This is a genomic window from Fredinandcohnia onubensis (genome assembly GCF_002734215.1).
GTDB lineage: Bacteria > Bacillota > Bacilli > Bacillales > Bacillaceae_L > Ferdinandcohnia > Ferdinandcohnia onubensis.
On record NZ_NSEB01000011.1, the window covers coordinates 306807 to 333606 of the forward strand.

Genomic DNA, 26800 nt, shown 5'->3' on the forward strand with positions numbered 1-26800 from the left:
ATCGCCCAGAATTCGGAGCGATTTTTTTACATTTATTATTTCACAATGTGAATTGGAGATCCTAAAGCAACTTCCGCTGCTTCCATTGTAATTTCACCTAGAGTTGGGTGAGCATGAATTGTCATTGCGATATCTTCAGCTGTCATACCAGCTTCAACTGCAAGGCCTAATTCAGAAATAATATCTGATGCACTTTCACCAGCTACCTGAGCACCGATTAGTAGTCCATCCTCTTTACGAGTAATTAACTTTACAAAACCGTCAGTAGCATCAAGTGCAAGCGCACGACCATTTGCTGCATATGGGAATTTAGCTGCTACAATTTCAATTCCTTCGTCTTTTGCTTGTTGCTCATTGTATCCAACTGTAGCTAATTCAGGTTCAGAGAATACAACAGCAGGAATGCCTAAGTAGTCGATTTCTGATGGCTCACCAGCAATTGCTTCTGCTGCAATTTTACCTTCATATGAAGCTTTATGTGCTAATTGAGGTCCAGGAACAATATCACCGATTGCGTAGATATTACTTACACTTGTACGGCATTGTTTATCGATTTCAATTACGCCTCTTTCATTCATTTTAACACCAGCAAGCTCTAAACCAAGCTCATCAGTATTAGCACGACGGCCGACCATTACAAATACATAGTCTGCGTCAATTGAATGTTCTTCGCCTTTTGCTTCATACTTCACTGTTACACCATTTTCAGTCTCTTCTACACCTTTAGCAAGAGCCTTCGTGATGATTTCCGCACCTTTTTTCTTAAGGTTCTTTTTAACAATAGAAGTCATTTGCTTCTCAAAACCAAGAAGGATGTCATCTGCTCCTTCTAGAATTGTTACTTGTGATCCAAAGTTTGCATAAGCACCACCAAGTTCAATACCAATTACACCACCGCCGATTACAACGATTTTTTCTGGTACTTCCTTAAGTCCTAGTGCGCCAGTTGAATCAAGAACACGTTTTGAATATTTAAAAGATGGTATTTCGATTGGACGAGAACCTGTAGCAATAATTGCATTTTTGAAGTTGTAAGTTTGTGCAGAGTTTTCACTCATAACACGTAAAGAGTTTGCATCTACGAAATATGCTTCCCCTTGTACAACTTCAACCTTATTGCCTTTTAATAGTCCTGCAACTCCACCAGTTAATTTCTTAACAACACTATCTTTAAAAGCTTGAACTTTTGAAAAATCAAGTGTTACATTTTCAGCTTTGATTCCCATTGATTCAGAATTCTTAGCTGTTTCATAACGGTGTCCAGCGGAGATTAGCGCCTTAGAAGGGATACATCCAACGTTAAGACAAACACCACCAACAGTGTCTTTCTCTACAATCGTAACTTTTTGTCCTAGTTGTGCTGCACGAATCGCTGCAACATATCCACCAGGTCCAGCACCAATAACTATTGTGTCTGTTTCAATTGGGAAATCTCCTACTACCATGTTGTATTACGCCTCCATTAATAATAATTGTGGATCATTTAACAAACGTTTGATTTGGTTGAGTGCGTTCTGTGCAGTAGCACCATCAATCATACGGTGGTCAAAGCTTAATGATAAAGCAAGGACTGGAGCTACAACAATTTCACCATTTTTAACAACAGGCTTCTCTGCAATTCGGCCAACCCCTAAGATAGCAACTTCTGGGTGGTTAATAACAGGAGTGAACCATTGTCCACCAGCAGAACCAATGTTACTGATGGTACATGAAGCACCCTTCATCTCATTAGGAGCTAACTTGCCATCACGAGCTTTTCCAGCTAATTCATTGATTTCATTAGAGATAGAGAAAATTGACTTACGATCCGCATCTTTAACAACAGGAACAAGAAGACCTTTTTCTGTATCAGCAGCAATACCAATATTGAAGTAGTGCTTATGAATGATTTCGCTAGTTGCATCATCAAGTGATGTATTTAACGCAGGGAAATCACGTAATGCTGCAGTTAAAGCTTTTACGATATATGGTAGGTACGTTAATTTAATACCTTTTTCAGCTGCAACAGCCTTAAACTTCTTACGGTGTGCAACCAACTCTGTCACATCTACTTCGTCCATTAATGTAACATGTGGAGCTGTATGTTTTGAGTTAACCATTGCTTTAGCGATTGCTTTACGAATTCCACTCATCTTTTCACGAGTTTCAGGGTATTCGCCCGCAGGGATTGGTTGTTTTGCAGGTGCTGTCGCTGCTTCTGCCGCTGCTTTTGGAGCTTCAGCTGCAGGTGTTTCTGTAGCAACAGGTGCACCGCCAGAAGTGAACGCATCAATATCCGACTTCATTATTCTACCATTTTCGCCACTTCCTGCAACCTTTTTGATGTCAATTCCTTTTTCTCGTGCATATTTTCGAACAGAAGGCATAGCAATGATACGACGATTTTCATCAACGTCTGCAGCAGGTGCTGTTGCTTCTGGAGTAGCCGCAACTGGTTGTTCTTCTTGAGCTTCTTGTTTAGGAGCTTCGTCAGATTCATCGCCTTTAAATTTAAGGTCCTCATATCCAGGAGCATCAAACTTAATTAGTGTATCACCTACAATTGCAACAGTACCTTCTTCTACAAGTACTTCAAGTACTTTCCCTTTAACAGGAGAAGGGATTTCTACTACCGCTTTATCATTTTGGACCTCACAAAGAACATCGTCCTCATTTACTTCATCGCCTGGTTTTACAAACCATTTTACGATTTCACCTTCATGGATACCTTCACCGATATCTGGCAACTTAAATTCAAATGCCACGGTTTTCGCCTCCTAAAATTGTTAGTTTCTTGTCAAAGATGCCTTGGCGCATGTTTACTTTGTTGAACCTCTTATCTAGTGAACTCTCATACGCCACAGGCTTATTTATTCCGATAAGGATTGTTAATCCTCTTTTGATAAATTAATAATTAGAAGTTCATTACTTTCTTAGCTGTTTCAATTACATCCTTGAAGTTTGGTAACCAAACTGATTCTGCTTGTGAGAATGGATATACCGTATCAGCTGCAGCTACACGTAATACTGGAGCTTCTAAACTTAAGATTGCACGATCGTTGATTTCAGCAACAACGTTAGCTGCAATTCCAGCTTGTTTTTGAGCTTCTTGAACAACGATAGCTCGTCCTGTTTTTTCAACAGAACCAATGATTGTTGGAATATCTAACGGGCTTACTGTACGTAAGTCAATAACTTCTGCAGAAATGCCCTCTTTCTCTAACTCAGTTGCAGCTTTCAAGCACTCATGTACCATCGCACCATATGAAATCATAGTGATGTCTGTACCTTCGCGCTTAACTTCTGCTTTCCCAAGCTCAATTGTATATTCGCCCTCTGGAACCTCCTGGCGGAATGAACGATAAAGCTTCATATGCTCAAGGAAAACAACTGGGTCGTTATCGCGAATTGCGGAAATTAATAGACCTTTTGCATCATAAGGTGTTGATGGAATAACAACCTTAACACCAGGCTGTTGAGCAATTAGTCCTTCTAAGCTATCTGCATGAAGTTCTGGTGTATGTACACCACCACCAAATGGTGAACGAATAGTAACTGGAGCAGTGTAACGACCACCTGAACGATAACGCATACGAGCTAATTGGCCACTTATGGAATCCATTACTTCGTAAACAAATCCGAAGAACTGGATTTCTGGTACAGGACGGTAGCCCTGTAAGCTTAGACCAACAGCAAGCCCACCAATACCTGATTCAGCAAGTGGGGTATCAAATACGCGATCTTCACCGAATTCAGCCTGTAGACCTTCAGTAGCACGGAACACACCGCCGTTAACTCCAACGTCTTCACCGAAAACTAAGACATCTGGGTTATTCTTTAATTCTGTGCGTAACGCATCAGTGATTGCTTGAATCATTGTCATTTGCGCCATGGCTTACTTCGACTCCTTCGCTTTATAGATTTCCATTTGCTCCTCTAAATTTAAAGGAAGCTCTTCGTACATATGTGAAATAAGGTCAGTAACCTTTTGTTTAGGTGCTTCGTCCGCTTTTTTAATTGCGTTCTTGATGTCTTCTTTAGCTTCTTCAATGACTTGGTTTTCTAATTCTTCATTCCAAATACCTTTTCCTTCAAGGTACTTACGGAAACGAACGAGTGGATCTTTCTTTTCCCATTCATTGTCAAGCTCAGAAGTACGATATCTAGTTGGATCATCTCCAGCCATTGTATGTGGACCGTAACGGTAAGTCATGGTTTCGATCAATGTAGGACCTTCTCCATTAACTGCACGCTCACGAGCTTCTTTAACTGCAACATATACAGCAAGTGGGTCCATACCATCAACTTGGATTCCAGGTATACCAGCTGCAACTGCCTTTTGAGCTAAAGTATGAGCTGCTGATTGTTTTTCAACTGGAGTAGAGATAGCAAAACGGTTGTTTTGAACAATAAATACCGCTGGTGCTTTGAAAGCTCCTGCAAAGTTAATTCCTTCGTAGAAATCACCTTGTGAAGTACCACCATCACCAGTATAAGTAATTGCAATTGATTTCTTGCCACGCTTTTTCATGCCTAAAGCGACACCAGCACACTGTATGTATTGTGCCCCAATAATGATTTGTGGAGAGATAACATTAACACCTTCAGGAACTTGATTCCCATGAAAATGTCCGCGTGAGAATAAGAACGCTTGATATAATGGTAAACCATGCCAAACGATTTGAGGTACATCACGGTAACCTGGTAAAATGAAATCTTCTTTTTCTAATGCAAATTGAGATGCAAGTTGTGAAGCTTCTTGACCTGCAGTAGGTGCATAGAAACCTAAACGCCCTTGACGGTTTAACGAAATAGAACGTTGATCAAGGATTCTTGTATAAACCATTCTTCTCATTAATTCTTTTAATTGATCATCACTTAAATCAGGAACAGCATCTTTGTTAACTACTTCTCCTTCTTCATTTAAGATCTGAAACATAGGAAAGTTTTCAGCAACTTTATCCAGTTGCCCTTGTAAATCAAAGACATTTGCTTTTACAGCCATCTTTTCTCGCTTCCTTTCTTACCCTATTTTCTTTTATCAAATGCACCCTGACCATTTTACATACTAGTAAGGGGCTTTAACTTTATGATGGTGAAGAAACCAAGTATAAAGTTAAGAATGATACAAAACATACAGCATTAGGTTACCCAAAAATATATCTTTTCAAAGACATAATTAAGAGGAAGTTCAAAAAATCGAATAAATATGACGCATCGAATTTCTTCGTTGACTTGTTTCTCCGTTGCTCACGTATAAACTACATACGTTCCGCTACTCAAAACTGCGTCGCCTTGAAATTCTCGGTCCTCTTCATTCTCCTTTTTGAACAACCCACTATATCCATTAGGACTAAGTCTTTAGATGTAATAACTTTTTGTCATGTTCGAAAAGGATATTCTGACTCCTAAATGAAGCTGTATTAATTATTTTAGTAAAGCAATTAATACAACTGCTCCCTATCCATTTTCAAGTTTACAACAACGTAAGACACACGTCAAATTGTTTGTTTACTGTTTTATTACTTGTCCACCATTTTTTTTTGTTTTGTATAAATTCCCATTTTTACAAACTGTATCAGTACACATTTTGCATCTGTACTATAAAAACCTTACTTTTATATTGATTTTTTAAAATACTACTCCGATTATGCCCTAAAATAGCCAATACAAAAGGGCTATCAACACTGATAGCCCTTTCACAGTTTTTATATTGTTATTCTTCTTTAAAGACAACTTCTAGTCCGGCATTTTGATAAAAAGTAACCTTTGCTTTGTTGTATTGGTCCGTCAATTTGTTAAACGTTTCATTTGCTACAACTACTTTTTCGTAAGTTTCATTTATAAGAGTAATTTGTTGTTCCAATTCATCCAATGTTAATTCTTCATTTTGAAACATTTCATATAATTTTTTATCGTGCTCGATCGCTTCTTTATAGACTGTGTATAAATCCTCATAGCTTTCATAGCGCTCGTTCATTAACGACACTAGCTCATTCGCTTCTTCCTTTACACTGTCCTCTTTAATTTCAGAAATAAGTGCATCGACCTTTTGAAATTCCTTCTTGGAGGCTTCGATACTCTTTTGTTCATTGTTAATTCTAGTTTCGCGATCACTTACAATTGCCAATGCATCATTTGATAAGGAAACAATCTGATCAAATTCTTTCATACCCAATGTTAAAATTTCATCGTAAAGCTCTTTCTCTTTTTTCTCAAGCTCCACCAATGGGTTTTGTTGCTCTTCAAATTCCTTTTCAACTGTTACCACTTTTTCTAATGTCTCATAAATCTGTTCTTCAGGTGTGGGACCGCCCAAACACCCCATTAAGAGAAAACTCATACAAACACAAAGAAATACAACTTTAAACGTATTATTTTTCAATATCTGCTCCCCCTTAGCTACTTCAAATATACTATATTATAATACGATTTCATAACATTTTTTAGGTTTCAACTAAATATATGAGTTAGTACATGCTTTAGAACAGACTAGAGGCCTACTTTTATATTTAAAAATGAAATAACCTTTGTTAAACTTAAGATAAATATAAGCATCAAGATCAGGAAGTGATAAATGTGATAACAATGGATAATATTATCCGGGAAGGACATCCAACATTACGGAAGGTTGCAGATGAGGTTCCCTTACCCGCAACAGCGGAAGACCGCAAAATACTAAACGAACTATTACAGTATGTAAAAAACAGTCAGAACCCTGAGATTGCCGAAAAATACGGATTAAGACCAGGCATAGGGCTTGCCGCACCACAAATTAATGTGTCAAAGCGTATGATTGCTGTCCATTTAAAAGATGAAAATGATGAGCTACACAGCTATGCTTTGTTTAATCCAAAGATAATTAGTCATTCTATTAAAAAGAGTTATTTAACAACTGGCGAAGGTTGTTTGTCTGTTGACAGAGCTGTACCAGGTTATGTGCCACGTTACTCAAAAGTTAAGGTAAAAGGAACCACCATTGAGGGCGAGGAAGTAATTGTGAAACTAAAAGGTTTGCCTGCTATTTGTTTTCAGCATGAAATAGATCACTTAAATGGTGTAATGTTCTATGATCATATCAATGAAGAAGATCCGTTTACTGAACCTGACAACGCGATTCCTATCGAACGATAGAAAGTAAGGTTCGACGCGCTAAATTTTTAAGTACTTTTTGTTAAGTAGACTTGACATATTCATCTTCGGCTCATTTACCTTTCTTTTAATAGCTATGATAATTTGACCCTTTTTTCCACATAATAAGGACAAAACTTAAACCCAACAGCAACGTCCTTGAAATGTTTAAAGTTTGAGAAAAAAGGAGATGATAGTCATGCTAAAAAAGTTACGGAAAAAAATAATGAAGCAGTGGCAAGATTTATTAAAAAGGAAATCAATTGCGTAAAATTAATAACATTTAACTTACCTCGTAATGAAGTTGAAGCTAATAATGACGAAAAGAGCCCTTCGTTATGGAGGGCTTGTTATGTACTATCATGATCTTCAATGGTATAATAGACATTTAGGTGTACGGTTCAATGATTTTAACAAAAAATACATAGTAACCCCTAAACTAACCCCCTCTTCTTACCTATTAGCAATGCAATGTTAAGAAATATTTAGGAAAAGCAAGAAAAAACATGAAAAACTTGTTATATTTTTATATAATAGAAAAAGTTACTCTAACTTTCGGAAATTAAGGAGAGATTTGGCAATGATTTTTAAAGTTTACTACCAAGAGGATGTATTAGAAGTTCCAGTAAGAGAACATACAAAAACTTTGTATATTGAAGCAGAGTCTCAAGTTGAGGTTCGCCAAAAATTAAAGGAACGGAAAATTAACATTGAATATATTCAAAAGGTGGAAGGGGCCTATCTTGAGTATGAGCAACTAAATGAAGATTATAATGTATTGGAGATTTGATGAATTATGAAATTTGTAAAGAACGATCAAACAGCTGTTTTCGCCTTAGGTGGACTCGGGGAAATTGGTAAAAACACTTATGGCGTACAGTTTCAGGATGAAATTATCCTGATCGATGCTGGGATTAAATTCCCAGAGGACGAGCTGTTAGGAATCGACTATGTGATTCCCGATTACAGCTATTTAGTTAAGAACGAAGACAAGATTAAAGGTTTATTCATTACGCACGGTCATGAGGATCATATTGGTGGAATTCCGTATCTACTTCGTGAAATCAATGTACCGATTTATGGTGGTAAGCTTGCCTTAGGTTTAATTCGTAACAAACTTGAAGAGCACGGACTACTTCGCCAAGCAAAGTTGATTGAAATTAAAGAAGAAGATATTATAAAATTCCGCAAAACATCGGTTACGTTTTTTAGAACAACACATAGTATTCCAGATTCATACGGAATTGTTGTAAAAACGCCTCCTGGACAAGTCGTACATACAGGAGATTTCAAATTTGATTTCACACCTGTTGGTGAGCCAGCGAACCTTCAAAAAATGGCAGAAATCGGAAGAGATGGAGTACTATGCCTGCTCTCAGATAGTACAAATGCGGAAATACCACATTTTACAATGTCTGAAAGACGCGTAGGAGAAAGTATTCAGGATATCTTCCGTACGGTAGATGGCCGTATCATATTTGCTACTTTTGCATCTAATATTCATCGCCTACAGCAGGTGGTTGAAGCCGCTGTTCAAAACGATCGAAAAATCGCAGTATTTGGAAGAAGTATGGAATCAGCCATCACAATTGGATATGATTTAGGTTATATTCAATGTCCAAAGGATACGTTTATTGATGCTAACCAAATCAACCGTCTCCCAGCCAATAAGGTTGTAATTCTTTGTACTGGAAGCCAAGGGGAACCAATGGCTGCCCTTTCAAGAATTGCAAATGGTACACACCGACAAATTCAAATCATTCCTGGGGACACAGTCGTATTTTCATCATCGCCTATTCCAGGGAATACATTGAGTGTTAGTCGAATCATCAATATGCTTTACCGTGCAGGTGCCGATGTTATTCATGGACCATTAAGTAACATCCATACATCAGGTCACGGTGGCCAAGAGGAGCAAAAATTAATGCTTCGTCTCATGCAGCCAAAGTATTTTATGCCAATTCATGGTGAATACCGGATGCAAAAGATGCACGCGAAATCTGCTGTAGATTGTGGTGTATTTGAAGAGAACTGCTTTATTATGGACAATGGAGAGGTTCTTGCTTTAAGTGAGAATGAAGCATCTGTTGCAGGTAAGATTCCATCAGGAAATGTGTATATTGATGGTAGCGGTATTGGTGATATCGGAAATATTGTATTGCGCGACCGCCGCATTCTTTCTGAAGAAGGTCTTGTGATCGTTGTCGTAAGTATTAATATGAAGGACTTTAAGATTGCTGCAGGTCCTGACTTAATTTCTCGTGGATTTGTGTATATGCGTGAGTCTGGAGATTTAATCAATGATGCACAGAGTCTTATTACGAAGCATTTAAATAAAGTAATGGAGCGTCGCACGACCCAATGGTCTGAAATTAAGAATGAAATTACAGACACACTTGCACCGTTCCTTTATGAAAAGACAAAACGCCGTCCAATGATTTTACCAATCATTATGGAGGTTTAAGCTAGTCCATTAACCCTTGTCATATTCAATGTTGATTCCCACTGAGGTTTTCCTCAGTGGGTTTTTAATATCTCCATAAAAAAAACGCCTCATGCTGAGACGTTTATTCTTCAATTAGATTTTTTTCGAAGCGGCTAATGTCTGTGTCAGCCCCGATGATAATTAGGATATCCCCTTTATGTATCTGCTCAGTTGCTGATGGGGAAACAATGATGTCTTTTCCCCTTTTCATCGCAACGATGGTTACCCCATATCTCGCACGTACATCTAATTCAATTAAAGACTTCCCATCAATCTTTTTCCCTGCAACAATTTCAATAATACTATGCTCATCAGAAAGTTCCAGATAATCCAAGACATTGTTAGAAATAATATTATGGGCAATTCGTTTTCCCATATCTCGCTCTGGATGTACAATCCGATCTGCTCCAATTTTACTTAAAATTTTCTCATGATAGTCGTTTTGTGCTTTTACCCAAATTTGCTTGACCCCTAATTCCTTTAGGATAATGGTCGTTAATATACTCGCTTTCAGGTTATCCCCGATGGCAACAATGACTAAGTCAAAATTTCGAATCCCTATGCTCTTGAGAACTGATTCATCCGTTGAATCGCCAACAACTGCATGAGAGGCTATCGTAGAAAATTCATTCACTTTATCTTCATCAAGGTCCATGGCCATAACTTCCATGCCTTCTTCACTTAATGCGCGGCATATGCTACCTCCAAAACGTCCAAGACCTATTACCGCAAACTCTTTTTTGTTCACTACCTATTCCCCCATCAAATTGAGATACCTTAGATTGTATCATAACTAATCTATAATTTGGAAGCATTACTGTCACCCTTCTCATAGTGCACTTAAAGCAAAAAAGGACTAGGGTCTCCTAGTCCTTCTTAAGGTTTTCTACATGGCCTCAAGCATCTTAAACTGTGCTTTTACTAATCCAAAATATTCACCTTGCTGATTCATTAATTCATGGTGATTTCCTTGTTCAATGATTTCACCATGATCCAATACAAAAATATGATCCGCTTCACGAATAGTCGATAGCCTATGGGCAATGATGATTGCTGTACGCCCCTTTAATAATTGTTTTAAAGCCTGTTGAATTTTGACTTCTGTTTCGGTATCAATACTTGCAGTTGCTTCATCTAAAATTAAGATTTTAGGATCTGCAAGAAGCGCACGAGCGAATGATAATAATTGTCGTTCCCCAACTGATAAGATATTCCCTCTTTCCTCAACTTCCGTGTCATACCCATTTACAAGTTTCTCAATAAACTGATGGGCACCCACTGCTTGTGCAGCGGCTATTATCTCTTCATCCGTTGCGTCTGGTCTCCCAAACCTAATATTGTCTTTTATCGTACCAGAGAAGATAAACGTATCTTGTAGGACTACACTTATTTGAGAACGAACATTCTGTAGAGATAATTCTCTAATGTTGATTCCATCGATTTTTACTTCCCCACCTGTTGCATCATAGAAGCGGCTAATCAGGTTAGCAATCGTCGTTTTACCTGAACCAGTATGACCTACAAGGGCAATGGTTTGACCTGCGTCTATCGTCAAGGAAATGCCTTTCAAGGCTTTTCGACTTTCGTCATATGCAAATTCCACTTGATCAAATTCAATCTTGCCTTTCATATCAGACAAGTGAATTGGGTTTTCTTTTTCACCAACAATTGGTTTTTCATCAATAAATTCGAAAATACGTTCAGAAGAAGCCATCCCCACAAGTAATTGATTATATACTTGACCTAATCGTGAAATAGGCTCCCAGAACATCCCTAAATAGAAGGCAAAGGAGACGAATACCCCAATTGTTAGTCCGTCAGCTTGGATTAGCGTAGCCCCGAACCATATCAAAATTGCTGTTCCAACCGCATTTGTCATTTCTACAAATGGACGGAACATCGCATTTTTCTGGGTAGCATCTCTCCAACTCTCAAAATTTTGATTATTAATACCATCAAAGAATTCAATATTTTCTTTTTCCTGAGTAAATGCTTGTGTCACACGAATCCCTTGAATACTTTCGTTTAAATGCGAGTTAAGCATCGATTGCTTGATTCTTACTGTTTGCCAAGATCTTCTAATTTTTCTTCTTAATTTAGTTGTAATTAAGACCATCAGTGGCAGGATAATTAAGATTGCCAATGTAAGCTTTGGACTTAGACCGAAAAGAATAAAAATGACTCCAAATAGGAGCACAAAATCCATTAATAGATTAATAACCCCATTTGTGAATAATTCCTGAAGCGAGTTCACGTCATTTAGAATTCGAACTAAAATAGAACCTGCTGAACGCTTATCAAAGAATCGATGCGAAAGACCTTGAACATGTGTAAAAAGATGCTTTCGTAAGTCGTATATAATATTTTGACCAAGCATATTGGTCCATTTGATCCGATAAATGTTCGCAACATAATTAATCGCATATAACCCAGCAATCGTAGTAACTAAGACCAGTAATAAATCTGTATCTTTATTCGCAATCGCGTGGTCAATTGTATATTTCCCAATTAAAATAGGAGCGATCAACCTTACAGCGGTTGTTAATAAAACCATGATGATTGCTAAAGGCAATAAACTTTTTGAATATGGTTTCATATAGCCTAATAATCTGAGCATTTGTTTCCAGTTAAACGGTTTTTCAATTGCTTGGTCCGTCGAATAATGGAACCGATGTTTTATATCTTGTTTTTCATTTTTTGACATTTAATCTCACCTACCTAACCTACTTTTGACTGTAGGACAACTTTTTGATCCTTATACTGAATATCATAAATGCGTTGATATGGTCCTTCATTTTTCAATAATTCCTCGTGTGTTCCACGCTCAACGATGGTTCCATTATCTAATACCAAAATTTCATCCGCATGTTTCAACGAAGAAATTCGATGTGCAATGATAAATGTAGTCCGCCCCTTCATTACTTCCTTTAAGGCCTGTTGAATTGAAAATTCAGTTTCCATATCCACTGCGCTTGTTGCATCATCTAAAATGAGAATACTAGGATCAATACAGATTGACCTTGCTATCGCAATTCGTTGCTTTTGTCCACCTGATAATCCCATACCACGTTCACCAAGCATCGTGTCATAGCCATTTGGAAGCTCCATAATAAACTCATGTGCTTGGGCTCTTTTTGCTGCATCAATAATGTCTTCCATCGAAGCATTCGGTTTGCCATAAGCAATATTTGCACGAATTGTGGATGAGAATAAGAATGATTCCTGCATGACAAATCCAATATTACTCCTTAACGTAGAAATGGAATAGTCTGAAACATCTCTTCCATCAATAAAGACTTGACCTTTTACCGGCTCATAAAATCTTGTCATTAGCTGAGTAATACTTGTTTTCCCAGAGCCTGTTGCCCCTATTAACCCAATAACCTTGCCTGGTTCAGCTGTAAATGAAATCGACTGTAATGCTGCCTCATCATCTTCTGTATACTTTAAAGTAACATCTTTAAATTCTACATGCCCCTGCAAGCTATCACTGTTAACAACATCCTTTTGATCGATAATTTTCTCATCTGCTTCAAGGATCTCGAGTAAACGTTCGCCAGATGCCTTCGCTTGTGAAAACATATTAATAATAAAACCAAGGTTCATAATTGGGTTGAGCAGGTACCAAACTAAACTAAAAAATGCAACGAGTTCCCCATATGATACTGACCCACCAATTACTAAATATCCGCCATAAGATAGTAAAGCAACAACACAAACATTTCCAATAAACTCCATTAACGGGAAAAACTTTGCCCAAATCTTTGAGGTAGCAAGCGAAACATCTCGGTAATCTTCATTGGAATCGTTGAATTTATTGATTTGAAACTCTTCTCGTGATAATGACTTTACCGTATTAATTCCGCTGATATTTTCTTGTACATTTGTATTCAAGCGGCCAAATGTTTTCCTCACCTTTCGAAATGCTGGATGGACTCGCTTATCAAAACGATAAACAACAATCGCGAGAAACGGTAACGCCATAATTGTTACCAATGTTAGTGGAATGGAATACGAGAACATCACGATTAAACTGAAAATAATTAAAAGTGTAAAACGAAGTAGTTCCGCAAATCCAAATGAAAGGAAGAATCGAATCCCCTCAACGTCGGCAGTTAAACGCGACATAAGGTCTCCTGTTTTTGCATTATCATAATAACTAAAAGGTAATCGTTGTAGCTTTTCATATAATGCATTTCTTACCTTATAAACAGCCGTTATACCAAATAAATCCCCCAGATACTGGTTGAAATATGTAGCTACCCCTTTAATTAGCATGATGGCAATAAATCCGAATGCTAGATATGGTACATACTGATAATTTCCTGCCCGGATAACCTCATCTATGGTTACCTGAAGCACGATTGGATAGACAACTGTTATTCCTGTGACAAAAATCATGGCAAATAATGACCAGAAAAAATATTTCCGGTATGGCCAATAAAACCCCTTTAATTTCCTAAAAGTATCCATATAAGTCCCCCCTCGGTGTTCCATAAAAAATATTTCCATAAAAAGCTAAAATGTACGTAACATATAATATATCGGTTTTCGAAATAAATATCTAGTGCATTTTCAGAAAATGTTAAATATTTTATTTAAAAATAAATAAGGCTAAGTCAAATTGACTCAGCCTTATTAGCAAACCTCATTTTTATTCAGCATTTTGAGTTTCTTCTAATACGCGGTTAACACGTTTGGTTAGCATCTTCATGCCACTACCGCCTGCTTGGAAATGACGAAGCTTGCCTTCCTTATCAAATACATAATAAGCAGGGACATATTGGTTTTCGAACTTATCATTTAATTTAAGATCACTATCAACAAAGATTGGTTGAGTGATATTATGCTGTTCGGCAACTTGCTTGATTTCATCTAAATCAAGATCATTTTCTGACCTTGGCATATGAACAGCAATAACATTTAACTTGTCCTGATATTGGTCACGGAATTCATTCACCTGCGGCATTGCTTCTTTACAAAGACCACAGCTGATTGACCAAAAATGAATGAGGGTTGGTTTTTCACCAACAAGGTCTGCTTTACTAACTTCACCATTTAACCAAGCTTTTTCTCCATCAAGCTCAGGCAATTGATCACGTAATTTCATCGATTTGATCCTCCAAATTATGGATTAAAGGGCCTAACATCCGTTAGACCCTGTTGTTATTTGTTATCTATTAGACATTAAGTGTAGCTTGGCCAGGCCTCCAGTTAGCAGGGCAAAGGCCACCAGTCTGTAATGCTTGAAGAACACGTAAAGTTTCGTCAACATCACGACCAATGTTGTTGTGGTTAACGACAGAATACATCATTTCCCCTTCTGGGCTGATGATGAATAGACCACGTAATGCAATACCTTCTTCTTCAATAAGAACACCGTATTCTTTAGAAATAGCATGGTTAGTGTCTGCAGCAAGTGGATAGTTAAGATCCCCTAATCCGTTGTCTTTACGGTCAGTGTTAATCCATGCTAAGTGAGTATGAATTGTATCCGTAGAAGCGCCGATAACGATAGCGTCTAGGTCTTCAAACTCATCGTAACGATCAGACATTGCTGTAATTTCTGTAGGACATACGAAAGTGAAGTCCATTGGATAGAAAAATAATACTGTCCACTTATCGTTTTTCATGTTCTCTTCAAGACTAACTTTACCAAATTCTTTATTTGGCATAACAGCGTCCATTTCAAAACGAGGAGCTTGTTTACCTACCATACGTTCTGCCATATGTAAGACCTCCAAATATTTTTTATAAGTAGATTGATAACGCTAACACCAATATCCAAGTATAACCAGCTTTATACGGTTTATACATGGGGTAATCGCTATCAACAATGACTAGTTTAACAAAGAGGTGGCTGTCGATTCAAGTAAAATGAAGTCGTTTTTTTAAAATTATACAATCTTTACAATTTTATAATATATTATTTGAAAAACGGTGGATTCATAAAAAAAGACTAGGTGAAATACCTAGTCCCGTCATTTCGTCTTTCATTATTTACGCCTGTCCTAAACGACTTTCTACTTCTTGACAAACCTGGTCAGCAGACAGTCCGTTTGCTTCAATGACTGGCCCTTTCATGACAGTATCAGCCATTCCCATCACATTCGAATCTAAGCCTGTAACAACACAGCAGTCACAGTTTTGTGCATCACTTTCCTGTTTTAACTGAACAACTTCATAGCCTTTTTCTTGAAGAGCCTGCTGAACATTTGTTAGAGAACCTTCAACACCAATTTTCGCCATTAATCATCCACCTCCTCATATATGTAATTTGTCACAATCAGACTGTGATTATTCTACACATATTCGTGGATTGAATTCATTTATAGTTGCGGTTTTTATAAAATATTTTATTTACTAGCCAAGAACACCCGTTACTTCAGTTGTGGGATGAATTGGCTAGTTTTTGTTTTTTGAATGAAATTTCATTTGACGAACAAGCGTTCCCTTTGATAAAATAAAGGCGAAGAGGAGGTGAGACAATGGAAGGAATAAAGGAATATAGAACATATCAAATTAGAATTAAAAAAGGGCATAAACTGTACGAGTATTTTGATAAATTATGTATGAATAGCAACAATTTGTATAACACAACCAACTTTTACATTAGACAAGTGTATACAGCTATTAATAATAAGAAAAATCTTCAACCATTACAAAAAGAAGTGATGGAAACCATCTACCAAAACCTCAATAAAATGAATGATAAACAAACCATCGCTTATTTTAAAAAGCTTCGAAAAGAAAAAACTAGACCAAATGAAATTAGAAAAGAAATGATATTAAATCTGTTTGAGGCACCATCAAAGGAAAAGTCCTTTCTAGGATACAACTTTCTAGATTGCTTGTTTAAAACCATCAAACAAAAAGATTATTATTCCCTACCAGGGCAGATTAATCAACAAACCATAAAAAATGTTGTACAAAATTGGAAAAGTTTCTTTTCTAGCTTGAAAGATTACAAGGAGAATCCACATAAATATAAAGAAAGACCTTCTATACCTGGATATTTACCGAAGGGAAGTAGAAAAGAAGTAGTACTGTCGAACCAAATATGCAAGATAGTTGGTGAAAAGTTTCTTAGATTTCCAAAGACGAAAACACAGCTTAATATCGGTAAGTTGGTCAATCTGAAGGGTACATTTCAACAAATACGTATTGTTCCTAAATACGGTGATTTCATAGTTGAGTTGATCTATCTCGTAGGTGATAAGCGTGAAGTCGTAGCAAAGAAAGAACATTGTATGAGTTTAGATTTAGGTGTGGACAATATTGTAACCGCTGTTTTTAACCTTAAAATTGTACCAATCCTTTTCAAAGGGGGAAAAATTAAAGCGATTAATCAGTGGTACAACAAACTAAGAAGCCTATACTATGCTGCAATTAGAAATGGAAAAGGTCCTAAAGAAGGTGGTTTTCACTCAAAACGTCTAGTGAAATTAGAACGTGATAGACATTTAAAAATCAAAGATCTCCTTCATAAAGTGAGTTTTAACATTGTAAAAATAGCGAAGGCGCATCAAATTGATACCATTGTGATTGGTAAAAATAAAGAATGGAAACAAAATAGTAATTTGGGTAAGGTGAACAATCAAAAGTTTGTTCAAATCCCCCACACCTTGTTAATTGAACTTATTACATACAAAGCGAATGCGAAAGGCATAGCAGTTATTGTTACTGAAGAAAGTTACACTTCGAAAGCAAGTTTTCTAGATGGAGATCATATTCCGACCTTCAATCCGGGGAATAAAGAACCACATATCTTCAGTGGAAAACGAGTTCATCGAGGGATGTATCATTCAAAGCATAACATTTTGTTAAATGCGCATGTAAATGGAGCAGCAAATATTCTAAGAAAAGTAGTCCCGAAGGCTTTCGCCAACGGGATAGCGGCTGTGTGTTCCCAGCCACTTGTGGTCAATGTACAATAGTACCAACCCTGAAACTCGTGACTTTAGTCATGAGAGGCTCATAAAGAATCTATGTTTTCTTTAATCATCTCAACAAATGCTTGGACTTGTTTAAGTTCAAATGCATAATCATAACCGACCAACCATGTATCGCGTTTCATAGGTTCGTTATTCTCGTTCATTAAAGGAATTTTATAAATGTTTTTCGTTTCATCATCATTTAAAGTGACAGATGGCAAAATCGCATAACCAATTCCATTTAGGGTCATTTGCTTACATGTTTCAATTTGGTCAACCACGATGGTCCGACGTGGTGTTGATTGAAAGGTGCGGTGCCACCATTCCTGAATTTCTTGATAATAGGTTGAGTCACTTTTAAATTGAATAAACGGTCGATCTGTTTCCCACACCTGTTCGATTTTTTGGATTTCTGTATCAACCATATACATCGTATCGGTTAATAGATGGTGTTTGGCACCTTTCCAGTCGGGTTTACCACGGATGATCCCAATATGAACAGTGTCATCATAGAGATTTTTTAATATTTCACTACTCCAGCCGGTAATTAAGGAAATTTTAGCATGTGGATATTTATTAACATATTTTTTTAATACCTTTGGAAGCCAATTTTGTCCAATAATGGACGCACAAGCAATTTTAAGGGTGCCGTGCACTTCTTGATTGAGTCCTTGTAGCTGCTCCCGTATTTTTTCTTCCTTCTCAACAACCTCTTTTGCAAAATCAATTATTTTTTCTCCAGCAGGTGTTGGTGTGAGTCCTTTTTGTGAACGAATAAATATTTTTGTATTCCATGCTTTTTCAATCGATTGTAAGCGCTGGGATAACGCAGGTTGTGTAACAAATAAACGTTCAGATGCTTTTCGCATATTTAATTCAGATGATAGTACCACTAATAATTGAAATTCGGAAAATTGCACATTGTTTCCTCCTGCACACAGGTATAAGTTTTACTTATAGTATAAATGATTTATTAAAAATTATCATTATACACCTAAAAAAATCCTCCCTAACAGCATGGAGGATTTCAGATAACTTATTTAATTTTTAATTGCTTATTGAATTGTTTTAAAATAGCACGACGGGTAAAAATTCCTTCAAATACTAAATCGTCATTTTCAACACAGACAAATGATTGATCGATGACTAATTGAAGACCCTTTATGACATTATCATTTAAATTTAATCGCGGGATTTCCCTGTTCATTACTTCTTCAACCTTCATTTTCTCTAGACGTTCAAATTCAATTCGTTCTAATCCAAGGATCGAGTCTAGAATATGTGTTGAACTAATCAAGCCATGCAGCTTATACTTTGGGTCCAATACGGGAACTGCGGTATATCCCGTTTTTGTAAGGACAAGTAGTGCGTGCTCTAAGCTATTCCCGATTTGAACGTGAGCTACTTTATCTGCAGGAATAAGCAAGTTATTAATTGTTGTTTCAAATAGATTTTCATTTTGAAGACCAAACATGTAAGCCTCACAACCTCACATTGTAATTGTTTTCATATATTACCAGATTTCATTTTTCATTCTCCTCTTTTATTTTACCATAATTTTAGGGGGAGAACTTGTATTATTTAAGGGTGATTTAGAGTTAGTACTTTAGAAGGAAGAAAAAGGCTCAGCACAGTGCAGAGCCTAAGAAGTGTGATTAGCTAATTAAATCGAAAATTTCAATTGCAATCATATCAATATTATCGAATTGATATGTTTTGGGCTTTTCCCCTTGCTGGTATACTTCGAGTTCAAATGTAGTTGTTTTGTTAAAATACTTAACACTACATTTTCTTTCACCATTTACTTCAAAAAAACGTTGTGGGGGCTCCCCACCGTTTGCATTTTCCTGAAGGCTAATAAGACGAGATATGATTCCTTGTAACTGTGACATATGTAGCCTCTCCTTTCTCTACTTTTAGGATTGAGCAATATCCTCTCTTCTATCCACGGTATTGACCATTTTTCTCACGGACTTTTATATTCAGAATATTTCTTTCAATACCTTTACAGTAACCACTATGTAACAATACAATAAAATTAGCGATGAAACAATAAAAAAGTGGGAGGAGAACATGGGAAATCTTACACAACTAAATGAGCGAATATTTCTAATTGACGCACATGATTTGGGGAGAAAGGCTCGAACAGGTTCTTACATAATGAAAGAGGAGAAAATTACAATTGTTGAAACAAGTGCAAGTCCTTCTATACCGTACATTTTAGAGGGGCTTAAAGAGCTAAACATTGATCCAATTGATGTTCAGTATATAATTGTAACTCATATTCATTTAGACCATGCTGGAGGAGCAGGCCTCCTGTTACAGCATTGTCCAAATGCAAAAGTCGTTGTCCATCCTAAAGGAGCAAGACATTTGGCTGAACCAAGTCGATTGATCGCTGGAGCAAAGGCTGTATATGGAAAAAGTTTTGATTCTTTATTTGATCCAATTTTGCCAATTCCTGAGGAAAAGTTAATTGTAAAATCAGATCAGGAAGAGCTCGAAATTGGCCGGAATTGCAGCCTTGTTTTTTATGATACACCAGGCCACGCCAATCATCACTTTAGTATTTATGACCCTGTTAGCAACGGAATTTTTACAGGTGACACAATCGGCATTTATTATCATGAACTAGTCAAAGATAATATTGAACTGTATTTGCCTTCGACATCTCCTAATCAATTCCGTCCTGATGCAATGCTCGAATCTGCAAAAAGAGTGAATGATCTTGGAGTCTCGGCTATTTATTTTGGCCATTACGGGATGTCAACAAATGTGAATGAAGTGTTCGATCAACTCCGTCTATGGTTACCTATTTTTGTGAATGCTGGGAAGCAATCGTTTATTGAACATCCTTCAGCAACTGAAGTTGAACATAAAAATTATATTAAGGAATTGATTTTAAAAGAAATCACTACTTATCTTGATGACAAGAATGTTCCAAGACATCATGAAGTATACGAAATTATTAGTCTCGACCTTGATATTTGTGCGATGGGAATTGTTGATTCCCTTCAAAAAGAAAAATAGAAATCCCAATTGGGATTTCTATTTTTCTTTGGTATTTAGAAGATGCCTTGATAAAATCCAAAATGAATGAATGTTCGATTATCCATTTCAAGTAAGGAATAAATCGTGGTTTTAAAGGGATTCCACGTTAAAAATGCTGAATCCTGGTTAATTGTTTCCTTATGTGTAACAGTCTCTTTTACAGAAGGAGCTTCATCTTGTAATTGTAAATCCGTAATAAGCCAGTTTGAGTTTATTTTTTCAATTGTGATGACTTCATAATGATCTTTATAAGCAACCGGACCTGACTCTGGGGCTTTAAATAACTCATAGACAAAAACCTTCTTTTCGTTTTGATCGAATAAAATTTTTGTTTCGTCTGTATACGAATAAAACGGAACAAAGTAGAGGGCAAAATCAGATCCATACACAATATACCCATCTTTTTCCTTTATTAAATTCTCCTCTAAAAATGTGTTTGCATAATCTGAATGAAAAAAAGGGGCAAGAACTTGTTGAACTTCTTCATAGGTACGAAATTCAGATGTTAGTGAAGATTGCGCTTGAAACGCTTCTTGTAAGAATGTGAACACTTCCTCTTGTGTAAGAGGTTGATTAGATGACGCTTTAGCTGTTGGAATAGAAACTAGTCCGATTAAACAAATGACAATGAGTAGTAGTGAGATTCGCTTGCTCAAATTATCATCCTTTCATTAAATGACTGGTTATGTACAAGTACCCTCATTTTAACAAGTTCTAAAGTGCCCGTGGATATGAATCGTTCGTTAAATAATTGCAGATTTTGACATGTTTATTTATATACAAACAATAAATTCATAAATCTAGTGAAAAAAAGAATGAATTTTGACATACAAGCTGAGAAAACCCTTACGTAATTAGTATTGTTTACAACTGTAATACATATTTAAAATTTAAGTGAATATGAATATGCTACACTAGTCTCATAGCTTCAATTGATTATAAAGAATAGGTTGGCGGTTAGGATGGCAAAAAAATATACAAGACGACAATTTATTAAACGGGCGTTTGCCACAGCAGCAACAGCTGCAATTGCGTCCTCTTTCGGGTATTTGTATGCTCGATATTTGGAGCCGAAACAGCTAGATATCACGTCTCATAAAATTGTACATCCTACTATTCCAAAAGACTTTGACAATCTAAGGATTGTCCAATTTAGTGATACTCATCTTGGGCATTATTACACACTAGAACAACTTACTCATCTCGTCGATCAAATAAATACCTACAAACCGGATCTTCTATTTTTCACAGGAGATTTAATGGATGAGCCTAATAAATATGCAGCTGCCAATCATCTCATCCCGATCCTAAAACGGTTAGAAGCTCCTCTTGGGAAATTTGCCATTTACGGTAACCATGACCATGGGGGTTACGGATCTGAGATTTATAAACAACTAATGGAACAAACCGATTTTACTCTCTTAATGAACAGTTCGAAGGAAATTTACTTGAGAGATTCAAAAATTACCATTGTGGGATTAGATGATGTCATGCTTGGACGTCCTAGTTTTGAACAAGCCTTTCAAAACGTAGATTCGTCTAGTTATACAATTCTACTTGCTCATGAGCCGGATATTGCTGACCGAGCAGCTGAAGTGGGAGCGCATTTGCAATTATCAGGTCATAGTCATGGTGGACAAATTCAGCTACCATTTGTGGGACCATTAATTACTCCCCCGCTTGGAAGTATCTATTATGAGGGTGCCCATGAAATTGGTGCTACTAAAATGTTCCTCTATGTCAATCGCGGACTTGGTACAACTAGACTTCCATTACGATTTCTAGCAAAACCTGAAATCTCCATTTTTACATTACAATCGAAATAACGAAAGAGGATGACCCTTAGGCCATCCTCTTACTTATTAGTTAAATAATGCTCAATCAACTCATCTTCTGGTATTGGTTTACTAAAGAAATAGCCTTGTACTTTATGACACCCCATAATCTTGAAAAACTCAACCTGTTGTTCCTCTTCAACCCCTTCAGCAATCACTGAAAGTCCTAAACTTTGGGCTAAGTGAATGATTGTAGTTGTAATCGCAGCATCCTTTTCATCACGGAGAACATCTTTTACAAAGGACTTATCGATTTTTAATGTATCGATTGGAAGTTTTTTTATATAGCTTAAGGAAGAATAGCCTGTACCAAAGTCATCCACGGCAATTCGAACTCCAATTTCCTTTAATTTCGCCAATGTAAGCATCGTTTTCTTTGGGTCTAACATGGCTCCCTCGGTAAGCTCAATTTCAATACTACCTGGATAGATTTGATTCTCCTCAATATTCCGTTGAATCATATTTACTAATTCAGGTTGTTGGAATTGTTTTGGTGATAAATTAATACCAACGGATACAGTCCCATATCCACTCTCTTTCCAACGCTTTAAATTCTGACAAACTGTGTGAATTAGCCATTCTCCAATTGATAAAATGAGTCCGGTATCTTCGGCTATCGGTATGAATTCAGCAGGTGACACAAACTCTAGTGTCGGATGATTCCATCTTAACAAAGCCTCAAAGCTAGTCACCTTACCTGAACTAAGGTCCAACTGTGGTTGATAGTAGATTTCAAGTTCATTTTTCTCAATAGCCCTTCTAAGACCTGTCTCAAGGTGCATCAAATGGGAAGACTGCTTCTGTAAATCAGTACTATAAAATTGATAGAGCGCCCTGCCTAATTCCTTGGCACGATACAAGGCTGTATCGGCATTTTTCACTAAAGTATCAACATCATTGCCATCAGTTGGAAAGAGACTAATTCCAATACTTGCTGTAATAAAGAATTCCTTTTTTTCTAGTATGAAAGGCTTTTCAAACATTCGGTTCAGTTTCTCCGCAAATGCCTCGGAATGCTCTCTTGATGAATTTGGAACAATGATGATAAATTCATCCCCGCCTTGACGGAAAACCTTATAGCCTCTTTGACTAATTGAAGATAACCGTCTGCCAACTTCTTTTAATAAATGGTCCCCCGCTACATGTCCCATAGAATCATTGAAAAATTTAAAACGATCAAGATCTATGAACATTAATGCAAATTGCTGATCAAGCTCTATTGCTTCTGCAACCGCGTTATCTAATTCCTTCTTTAATGAACTGCGATTAGGTAAACCAGTAAGTTGATCATGATAAGCCATATAGGTAATCATTTCTTTGTCGGCAACCCTTGCAGAGATGTCACGAGTGACACTTACGATGAATAGAATATTTCCTTTGTCATCAAAGACTGGGGTTAAAAGTGATTCACCGTGTACAACTTTATTATCTGGTAGAATCACAACATCCTGAAACGAGACTGCCTCCCTTTTCTCCAAAACAGATTTATATTGTGTATGCAAATGATCAGCCGTTTCTTTAGGTAACACCTCGTAAAGTGTTTTCCCAAGGCTTGAGTTCGTTAATTTTGCATGCCCCTTCGCTTCTTCATTTAAGAAGACGTAGGTAAAAATGTCGCCTTCTTCTACTTTCATGACATATATTAAATCCTTGATATGTTTAAGGATAATTTCAAAGATGATTGCTTCAATTTTCTCACCAAAGTGGCTAAATTGCTTATCCTTCAAAATTACATGATTAATGTTGTTCATGAGACCATTCCTTGCTACAGATTAATATTTATCTCTTCGGCATACATCGACAAAAACCTTTAATTTTTCAATAATTATTTTTATATAATCACTTCAAAGATTTAACGAGAACGATATGCTTGATGAATTTGTCAAAATACACTACTACCAGTATAATAAAAGATAGAAAGGAGAGAAAGTATGAAAAAACAGGTAAATCAAGCCCCGCTTGAACCAAATGTGGACAACCTAGCACGTGCCATATTTGTTGTAAACCGCCATGCCAAAACGGCTACTAACCCAAAATTCTTATACTTACTAAAACGAAAAGCACTAGAAAAGCTTATATCCGAAGGGAAAGCCAAAAAGGAAGGACTACATTTTTCCAGAAATCCGAAAAATAGTCAACAGCAATCCGATGTCTTAATTTCAGCCGGAGACTATTATTTTCACATGCCTCCTACAAAAGAAGACTTCTCTCGCCTACCACACCTTGGACAATTGAATCAGACATATCGAAATCCAAAAACCTATCTATCACTTTCTCTAGCAAAAAGCCTGCTACAGCAATACGTTGGAATTGAAGAAAAAACCGAGAATACGAACCGACCAAACAAACGAACATACCAAAAACCCGTATTCAAAAAACTAGGAGAAAGCTATCGGTAAATTCCATTAAAAAAACCAGGACGATGTACCTGGTTTTTTTAATGTAGGTAATTTAAAGCCCGCTGGTCAGCTAAATTTGTATTAATTGGACAGTCTTCCGAATCTCTTCCATATTGCCAAACCCATACATTTGCCTTACATTTTGGTGATATTGGTTTGTATTTAGGTGCATTTCGTTCCTTTGTCACCCCAGGCTCAGGTTCAGCACTCCAAAGGATTGTATGAACAGCTACCTGTTTATTTTTTCGGACAGCCTCACAATAAGCTACAGCAAAATCGCCTTTGACGGGATCGTTGTATATCCCTGGACGGAATCCACTTGGGTAAATCGATTCCACCCACCCCCGAATCCAAGCATCGTCTACAGCAAAAAAACGTTTTACATTTGCAAACAACGCTACATTGTTTGGAATGCCAAGACGTCTTGCATTAAATACTGCATTTCTTGCAGCAAGCTGCCCTTTTTCATATCCTATTGCATCAGAAAAGACATTATAGATGGGCAAAACCTTGATTCCTCGGTTCCGTAAGAATGAAATTTCTGCTCTTGTTAATCCTGCTGAAACATCGGGAACTTCACTTAAATAACGGCCCCAGAATTTCGGGTTCCCAAATTTAGATTTTACACATGTATATAGCTCTTCATCAGCAGTTACCGCTGAATCCACTCCCCACACATATCTAGGCATATCCACAACCCCTGTTCAATTGAAATTATGATTTCCATTTATGGATAAGTTGGTTGTTTTCTCCTCTAGCGAATACATCAATTCGATTTCGATTCCATGAGGCTGAGGATGGTTCGGAAGTCAATTTACCACCAAGGTCCTCCCATTCATTCCAACGGCTTCCATCCCAATTTTTTAGATATAAATGATCGTCTGTACCTTTTACAAAAACATCAAGATTATTAGGCTCTCTTGAAGATGCAGCTGGACTTGAAGTTAATTGCCCACCAAGATCTTCCCAATTGCTCCAGCTTGAGCCATCCCAATACTTATGATAAAGGGCTCTATTTTCACCTCGTGCAAAGACGTCGATACGATTTGGCCCCCACGACACTGCTCCAGGTGCAGACGTAAGAACACCACCTAGGTCCTCCCACTCACTCCAACTATCCCCATCCCAATATTTATGATAAAGATGGCGATCTGTGCCTCTTCCGAATACATCTAGGCGATTTTCAGCCCAAGATGAGACAGCAGGTGATGATGTTAAGACTCCACCCAAATCTTCCCACTCACTCCAAGTGGATCCGTTCCAATATTTATGAATCAAGTGGTTATTCTCACCACGAGAAAACACATCTACCCTGCCAGGTCCCCATGAGACAGCAGCTGGTGAAGATGTTAAAGTACCTCCGAGGCTTTCCCAATCTGTCCAATTAGTTCCATTCCACATCCGCCGATACAACACACGGTTTCTTCCACGCACATAGACATCTAACTGATTTCTTCCGGGTACAGTAACAGAAGGTCCAGATGTTAAGTAGCCTCCAAGATCTTCCCAATCACTCCAACTCTTTTCAGGTGAAAAGCCAATATTTTCATAAGTAAGCCGAATAATCGCTTTAAATATTCTTTCAAGCTCACGTTCCGGAATTCGGTAAGGCGATAACACACCAAAGACCCAGTTAGCTTGACGACGAAATGCCTGATACGTTTGATTCACTTTTTGATCTAAAGAACCTGAGAATTGATTTTGAGTCATCAACGTGTACATGACAAGTTTCATAGCTATATACTGCGATAAACTACGGTTTACATTAAATTCAGCTAATTGATCATAGTAAGGCTTTAAATTTTTTCGTACTTCTTTCCATACATTCTGAAATTCTTCTGTTTGTCTTTGCTGCTGGTCTGTAGTGGGGGTATTTATATAATTAGCCTGTTGGTAGCCATTTGCGGGATAATAAGGATAATAATAGTTTGGAACCACGCGAGTGTAAGGATTCATTGGATATCCACCATATGGTTGATTCATGAC

The 26800-nt window shown here is 37.2% G+C and carries 25 protein-coding genes; 7 read left to right on the forward strand and 18 right to left on the reverse strand.

Annotated elements, in window-relative coordinates; genetic code table 11:
* Positions 1 to 35: 35 nt before the first annotated feature.
* The 5 genes from lpdA to CKK03_RS13960 all read right to left on the reverse strand — a co-directional run bounded on the left by lpdA (position 36) and on the right by CKK03_RS13960 (position 6364).
* Entirely contained in the window at positions 36 to 1445 is a 1410-nt protein-coding gene (gene lpdA / locus CKK03_RS13940) for a dihydrolipoyl dehydrogenase (RefSeq protein WP_099363149.1), read from the reverse strand.
* Between the two features lie 6 nt (positions 1446 to 1451).
* Complete coding sequence (locus tag CKK03_RS13945; protein WP_099363150.1) at positions 1452 to 2744, reverse strand: dihydrolipoamide acetyltransferase family protein; 1293 nt, start codon at positions 2742 to 2744, stop codon at positions 1452 to 1454.
* Between the two features lie 149 nt (positions 2745 to 2893).
* Positions 2894 to 3871, reverse strand: coding sequence for an alpha-ketoacid dehydrogenase subunit beta (locus CKK03_RS13950; protein ID WP_099363151.1), 978 nt, complete (start codon positions 3869 to 3871; stop codon positions 2894 to 2896).
* Between the two features lie 3 nt (positions 3872 to 3874).
* A complete protein-coding gene (pdhA, locus tag CKK03_RS13955; RefSeq protein ID WP_099363152.1) occupies positions 3875 to 4984 on the reverse strand; it encodes a pyruvate dehydrogenase (acetyl-transferring) E1 component subunit alpha in 1110 nt (369 codons plus the stop codon).
* Positions 4985 to 5695: 711 nt separating this feature from the next.
* A complete protein-coding gene (locus CKK03_RS13960) occupies positions 5696 to 6364 on the reverse strand; it encodes a YkyA family protein (protein WP_099363153.1) in 669 nt (222 codons plus the stop codon).
* Between the two features lie 194 nt (positions 6365 to 6558).
* On the opposite strand from CKK03_RS13960, the gene def reads away from it, so the two are divergent.
* The 3 genes from def (at position 6559) to rnjA (ending at position 9574) form a co-directional block, all read left to right on the forward strand.
* Positions 6559 to 7113, forward strand: coding sequence for a peptide deformylase (gene def, locus CKK03_RS13965; RefSeq protein WP_099363154.1), 555 nt, complete (start codon positions 6559 to 6561; stop codon positions 7111 to 7113).
* A 577-nt stretch (positions 7114 to 7690) separates the two neighbouring features.
* A complete protein-coding gene (locus CKK03_RS13970; RefSeq protein WP_099363155.1) occupies positions 7691 to 7900 on the forward strand; it encodes a DNA-dependent RNA polymerase subunit epsilon in 210 nt (69 codons plus the stop codon).
* Positions 7901 to 7906: 6 nt separating this feature from the next.
* Positions 7907 to 9574 carry a ribonuclease J1 gene (gene rnjA, locus CKK03_RS13975; protein WP_099363156.1) on the forward strand — a complete coding sequence of 556 codons (1668 nt, stop codon included), beginning with the start codon at positions 7907 to 7909 and terminating at the stop codon, positions 9572 to 9574.
* Between the two features lie 103 nt (positions 9575 to 9677).
* Here rnjA and CKK03_RS13980 read toward each other — a convergent pair whose 3' ends face one another.
* The 6 genes from CKK03_RS13980 to CKK03_RS14005 form a co-directional block, all read right to left on the reverse strand.
* Entirely contained in the window at positions 9678 to 10343 is a 666-nt protein-coding gene (locus CKK03_RS13980) for a potassium channel family protein (RefSeq protein ID WP_099363157.1), read from the reverse strand.
* Positions 10344 to 10481: 138 nt separating this feature from the next.
* Positions 10482 to 12299, reverse strand: a complete 1818-nt coding sequence (locus tag CKK03_RS13985; RefSeq protein ID WP_099363158.1) for an ABC transporter ATP-binding protein — start codon at positions 12297 to 12299, stop codon at positions 10482 to 10484.
* 14 nt (positions 12300 to 12313) lie between these two features.
* The gene (locus tag CKK03_RS13990; RefSeq protein WP_099363159.1) at positions 12314 to 14068 is read right to left on the reverse strand and encodes an ABC transporter ATP-binding protein; all 1755 of its coding nucleotides are present in this window, start codon (positions 14066 to 14068) and stop codon (positions 12314 to 12316) included.
* A gap of 181 nt (positions 14069 to 14249) precedes the next feature.
* The gene (locus CKK03_RS13995) at positions 14250 to 14705 is read right to left on the reverse strand and encodes a TlpA disulfide reductase family protein (protein WP_099363160.1); all 456 of its coding nucleotides are present in this window, start codon (positions 14703 to 14705) and stop codon (positions 14250 to 14252) included.
* Between the two features lie 70 nt (positions 14706 to 14775).
* The gene (locus CKK03_RS14000) at positions 14776 to 15324 is read right to left on the reverse strand and encodes a peroxiredoxin (RefSeq protein ID WP_099363161.1); all 549 of its coding nucleotides are present in this window, start codon (positions 15322 to 15324) and stop codon (positions 14776 to 14778) included.
* 271 nt (positions 15325 to 15595) lie between these two features.
* A complete protein-coding gene (locus tag CKK03_RS14005) occupies positions 15596 to 15844 on the reverse strand; it encodes a YkuS family protein (RefSeq protein ID WP_099363162.1) in 249 nt (82 codons plus the stop codon).
* A gap of 239 nt (positions 15845 to 16083) precedes the next feature.
* On the opposite strand from CKK03_RS14005, the gene CKK03_RS14010 reads away from it, so the two are divergent.
* On the forward strand, positions 16084 to 17532 hold the full coding sequence (locus CKK03_RS14010) for an RNA-guided endonuclease InsQ/TnpB family protein (RefSeq protein ID WP_099363163.1): 1449 nt from the start codon (positions 16084 to 16086) through the stop codon (positions 17530 to 17532).
* A gap of 38 nt (positions 17533 to 17570) precedes the next feature.
* Here CKK03_RS14010 and ccpC read toward each other — a convergent pair whose 3' ends face one another.
* From ccpC to CKK03_RS14025, 3 genes are all read right to left on the reverse strand, one after another.
* Positions 17571 to 18449, reverse strand: coding sequence for a transcriptional regulator CcpC (gene ccpC, locus CKK03_RS14015; RefSeq protein WP_099353609.1), 879 nt, complete (start codon positions 18447 to 18449; stop codon positions 17571 to 17573).
* 116 nt (positions 18450 to 18565) lie between these two features.
* Positions 18566 to 19003 carry a cyclic-di-AMP-binding protein CbpB gene (gene cbpB, locus CKK03_RS14020; protein WP_099363164.1) on the reverse strand — a complete coding sequence of 146 codons (438 nt, stop codon included), beginning with the start codon at positions 19001 to 19003 and terminating at the stop codon, positions 18566 to 18568.
* Positions 19004 to 19184: 181 nt separating this feature from the next.
* Positions 19185 to 19421 (reverse strand): YkuJ family protein, encoded by a 237-nt coding sequence (locus CKK03_RS14025; protein WP_099363165.1) that lies wholly within the window; start codon positions 19419 to 19421, stop codon positions 19185 to 19187.
* A 181-nt stretch (positions 19422 to 19602) separates the two neighbouring features.
* On the opposite strand from CKK03_RS14025, the gene CKK03_RS14030 reads away from it, so the two are divergent.
* Positions 19603 to 20559, forward strand: coding sequence for an MBL fold metallo-hydrolase (locus tag CKK03_RS14030; protein ID WP_099363166.1), 957 nt, complete (start codon positions 19603 to 19605; stop codon positions 20557 to 20559).
* Positions 20560 to 20594: 35 nt separating this feature from the next.
* Here CKK03_RS14030 and CKK03_RS14035 read toward each other — a convergent pair whose 3' ends face one another.
* The gene (locus CKK03_RS14035; RefSeq protein ID WP_099363167.1) at positions 20595 to 21236 is read right to left on the reverse strand and encodes a DUF3993 domain-containing protein; all 642 of its coding nucleotides are present in this window, start codon (positions 21234 to 21236) and stop codon (positions 20595 to 20597) included.
* Between the two features lie 306 nt (positions 21237 to 21542).
* Here CKK03_RS14035 and CKK03_RS14040 point away from each other — a divergent pair, with 306 nt between their 5' ends.
* Positions 21543 to 22406: a metallophosphoesterase gene (locus CKK03_RS14040; protein ID WP_099363168.1), complete on the forward strand. Its 864-nt coding sequence runs from the start codon at positions 21543 to 21545 to the stop codon at positions 22404 to 22406.
* Between the two features lie 29 nt (positions 22407 to 22435).
* Here CKK03_RS14040 and CKK03_RS14045 read toward each other — a convergent pair whose 3' ends face one another.
* Positions 22436 to 24166, reverse strand: a complete 1731-nt coding sequence (locus tag CKK03_RS14045; protein ID WP_099363169.1) for a sensor domain-containing protein — start codon at positions 24164 to 24166, stop codon at positions 22436 to 22438.
* A gap of 180 nt (positions 24167 to 24346) precedes the next feature.
* On the opposite strand from CKK03_RS14045, the gene CKK03_RS14050 reads away from it, so the two are divergent.
* Positions 24347 to 24814 (forward strand): YkyB family protein, encoded by a 468-nt coding sequence (locus CKK03_RS14050; RefSeq protein WP_099363170.1) that lies wholly within the window; start codon positions 24347 to 24349, stop codon positions 24812 to 24814.
* Between the two features lie 38 nt (positions 24815 to 24852).
* Here CKK03_RS14050 and CKK03_RS14055 read toward each other — a convergent pair whose 3' ends face one another.
* Positions 24853 to 25503, reverse strand: a complete 651-nt coding sequence (locus CKK03_RS14055) for a glycoside hydrolase domain-containing protein (RefSeq protein WP_099363171.1) — start codon at positions 25501 to 25503, stop codon at positions 24853 to 24855.
* A 25-nt stretch (positions 25504 to 25528) separates the two neighbouring features.
* Positions 25529 to 26797 carry a PLL family lectin gene (locus CKK03_RS14060; protein ID WP_099363172.1) on the reverse strand — a complete coding sequence of 423 codons (1269 nt, stop codon included), beginning with the start codon at positions 26795 to 26797 and terminating at the stop codon, positions 25529 to 25531.
* Positions 26798 to 26800: the final 3 nt, after the last annotated feature.

What these genes read in the sequence shown, in the direction of transcription:
- CKK03_RS14010 (WP_099363163.1), top strand. Translation starts at nt 16,084, where the DNA reads ATGGAAGGAATAAAGGAATATAGAACATATCAAATTAGAATTAAAAAA.
- pdhA (WP_099363152.1), bottom strand. Translation starts at nt 4,984, where the DNA reads ATGGCTGTAAAAGCAAATGTCTTTGATTTACAAGGGCAACTGGATAAA.
- CKK03_RS13995 (WP_099363160.1), bottom strand. Translation starts at nt 14,705, where the DNA reads ATGAAATTACGTGATCAATTGCCTGAGCTTGATGGAGAAAAAGCTTGG.
- lpdA (WP_099363149.1), bottom strand. Translation starts at nt 1,445, where the DNA reads ATGGTAGTAGGAGATTTCCCAATTGAAACAGACACAATAGTTATTGGT.
- CKK03_RS14055 (WP_099363171.1), bottom strand. Translation starts at nt 25,503, where the DNA reads ATGCCTAGATATGTGTGGGGAGTGGATTCAGCGGTAACTGCTGATGAA.
- CKK03_RS13950 (WP_099363151.1), bottom strand. Translation starts at nt 3,871, where the DNA reads ATGGCGCAAATGACAATGATTCAAGCAATCACTGATGCGTTACGCACA.
- CKK03_RS14000 (WP_099363161.1), bottom strand. Translation starts at nt 15,324, where the DNA reads ATGGCAGAACGTATGGTAGGTAAACAAGCTCCTCGTTTTGAAATGGAC.
- CKK03_RS14050 (WP_099363170.1), top strand. Translation starts at nt 24,347, where the DNA reads ATGAAAAAACAGGTAAATCAAGCCCCGCTTGAACCAAATGTGGACAAC.
- cbpB (WP_099363164.1), bottom strand. Translation starts at nt 19,003, where the DNA reads ATGTTTGGTCTTCAAAATGAAAATCTATTTGAAACAACAATTAATAAC.
- CKK03_RS13985 (WP_099363158.1), bottom strand. Translation starts at nt 12,299, where the DNA reads ATGTCAAAAAATGAAAAACAAGATATAAAACATCGGTTCCATTATTCG.
- CKK03_RS14025 (WP_099363165.1), bottom strand. Translation starts at nt 19,421, where the DNA reads ATGTCACAGTTACAAGGAATCATATCTCGTCTTATTAGCCTTCAGGAA.
- CKK03_RS14040 (WP_099363168.1), top strand. Translation starts at nt 21,543, where the DNA reads ATGGCAAAAAAATATACAAGACGACAATTTATTAAACGGGCGTTTGCC.
- CKK03_RS13970 (WP_099363155.1), top strand. Translation starts at nt 7,691, where the DNA reads ATGATTTTTAAAGTTTACTACCAAGAGGATGTATTAGAAGTTCCAGTA.
- CKK03_RS13990 (WP_099363159.1), bottom strand. Translation starts at nt 14,068, where the DNA reads ATGGATACTTTTAGGAAATTAAAGGGGTTTTATTGGCCATACCGGAAA.
- CKK03_RS14045 (WP_099363169.1), bottom strand. Translation starts at nt 24,166, where the DNA reads ATGAACAACATTAATCATGTAATTTTGAAGGATAAGCAATTTAGCCAC.
- CKK03_RS14060 (WP_099363172.1), bottom strand. Translation starts at nt 26,797, where the DNA reads ATGAATCAACCATATGGTGGATATCCAATGAATCCTTACACTCGCGTG.
- rnjA (WP_099363156.1), top strand. Translation starts at nt 7,907, where the DNA reads ATGAAATTTGTAAAGAACGATCAAACAGCTGTTTTCGCCTTAGGTGGA.
- CKK03_RS14030 (WP_099363166.1), top strand. Translation starts at nt 19,603, where the DNA reads ATGGGAAATCTTACACAACTAAATGAGCGAATATTTCTAATTGACGCA.
- CKK03_RS14005 (WP_099363162.1), bottom strand. Translation starts at nt 15,844, where the DNA reads ATGGCGAAAATTGGTGTTGAAGGTTCTCTAACAAATGTTCAGCAGGCT.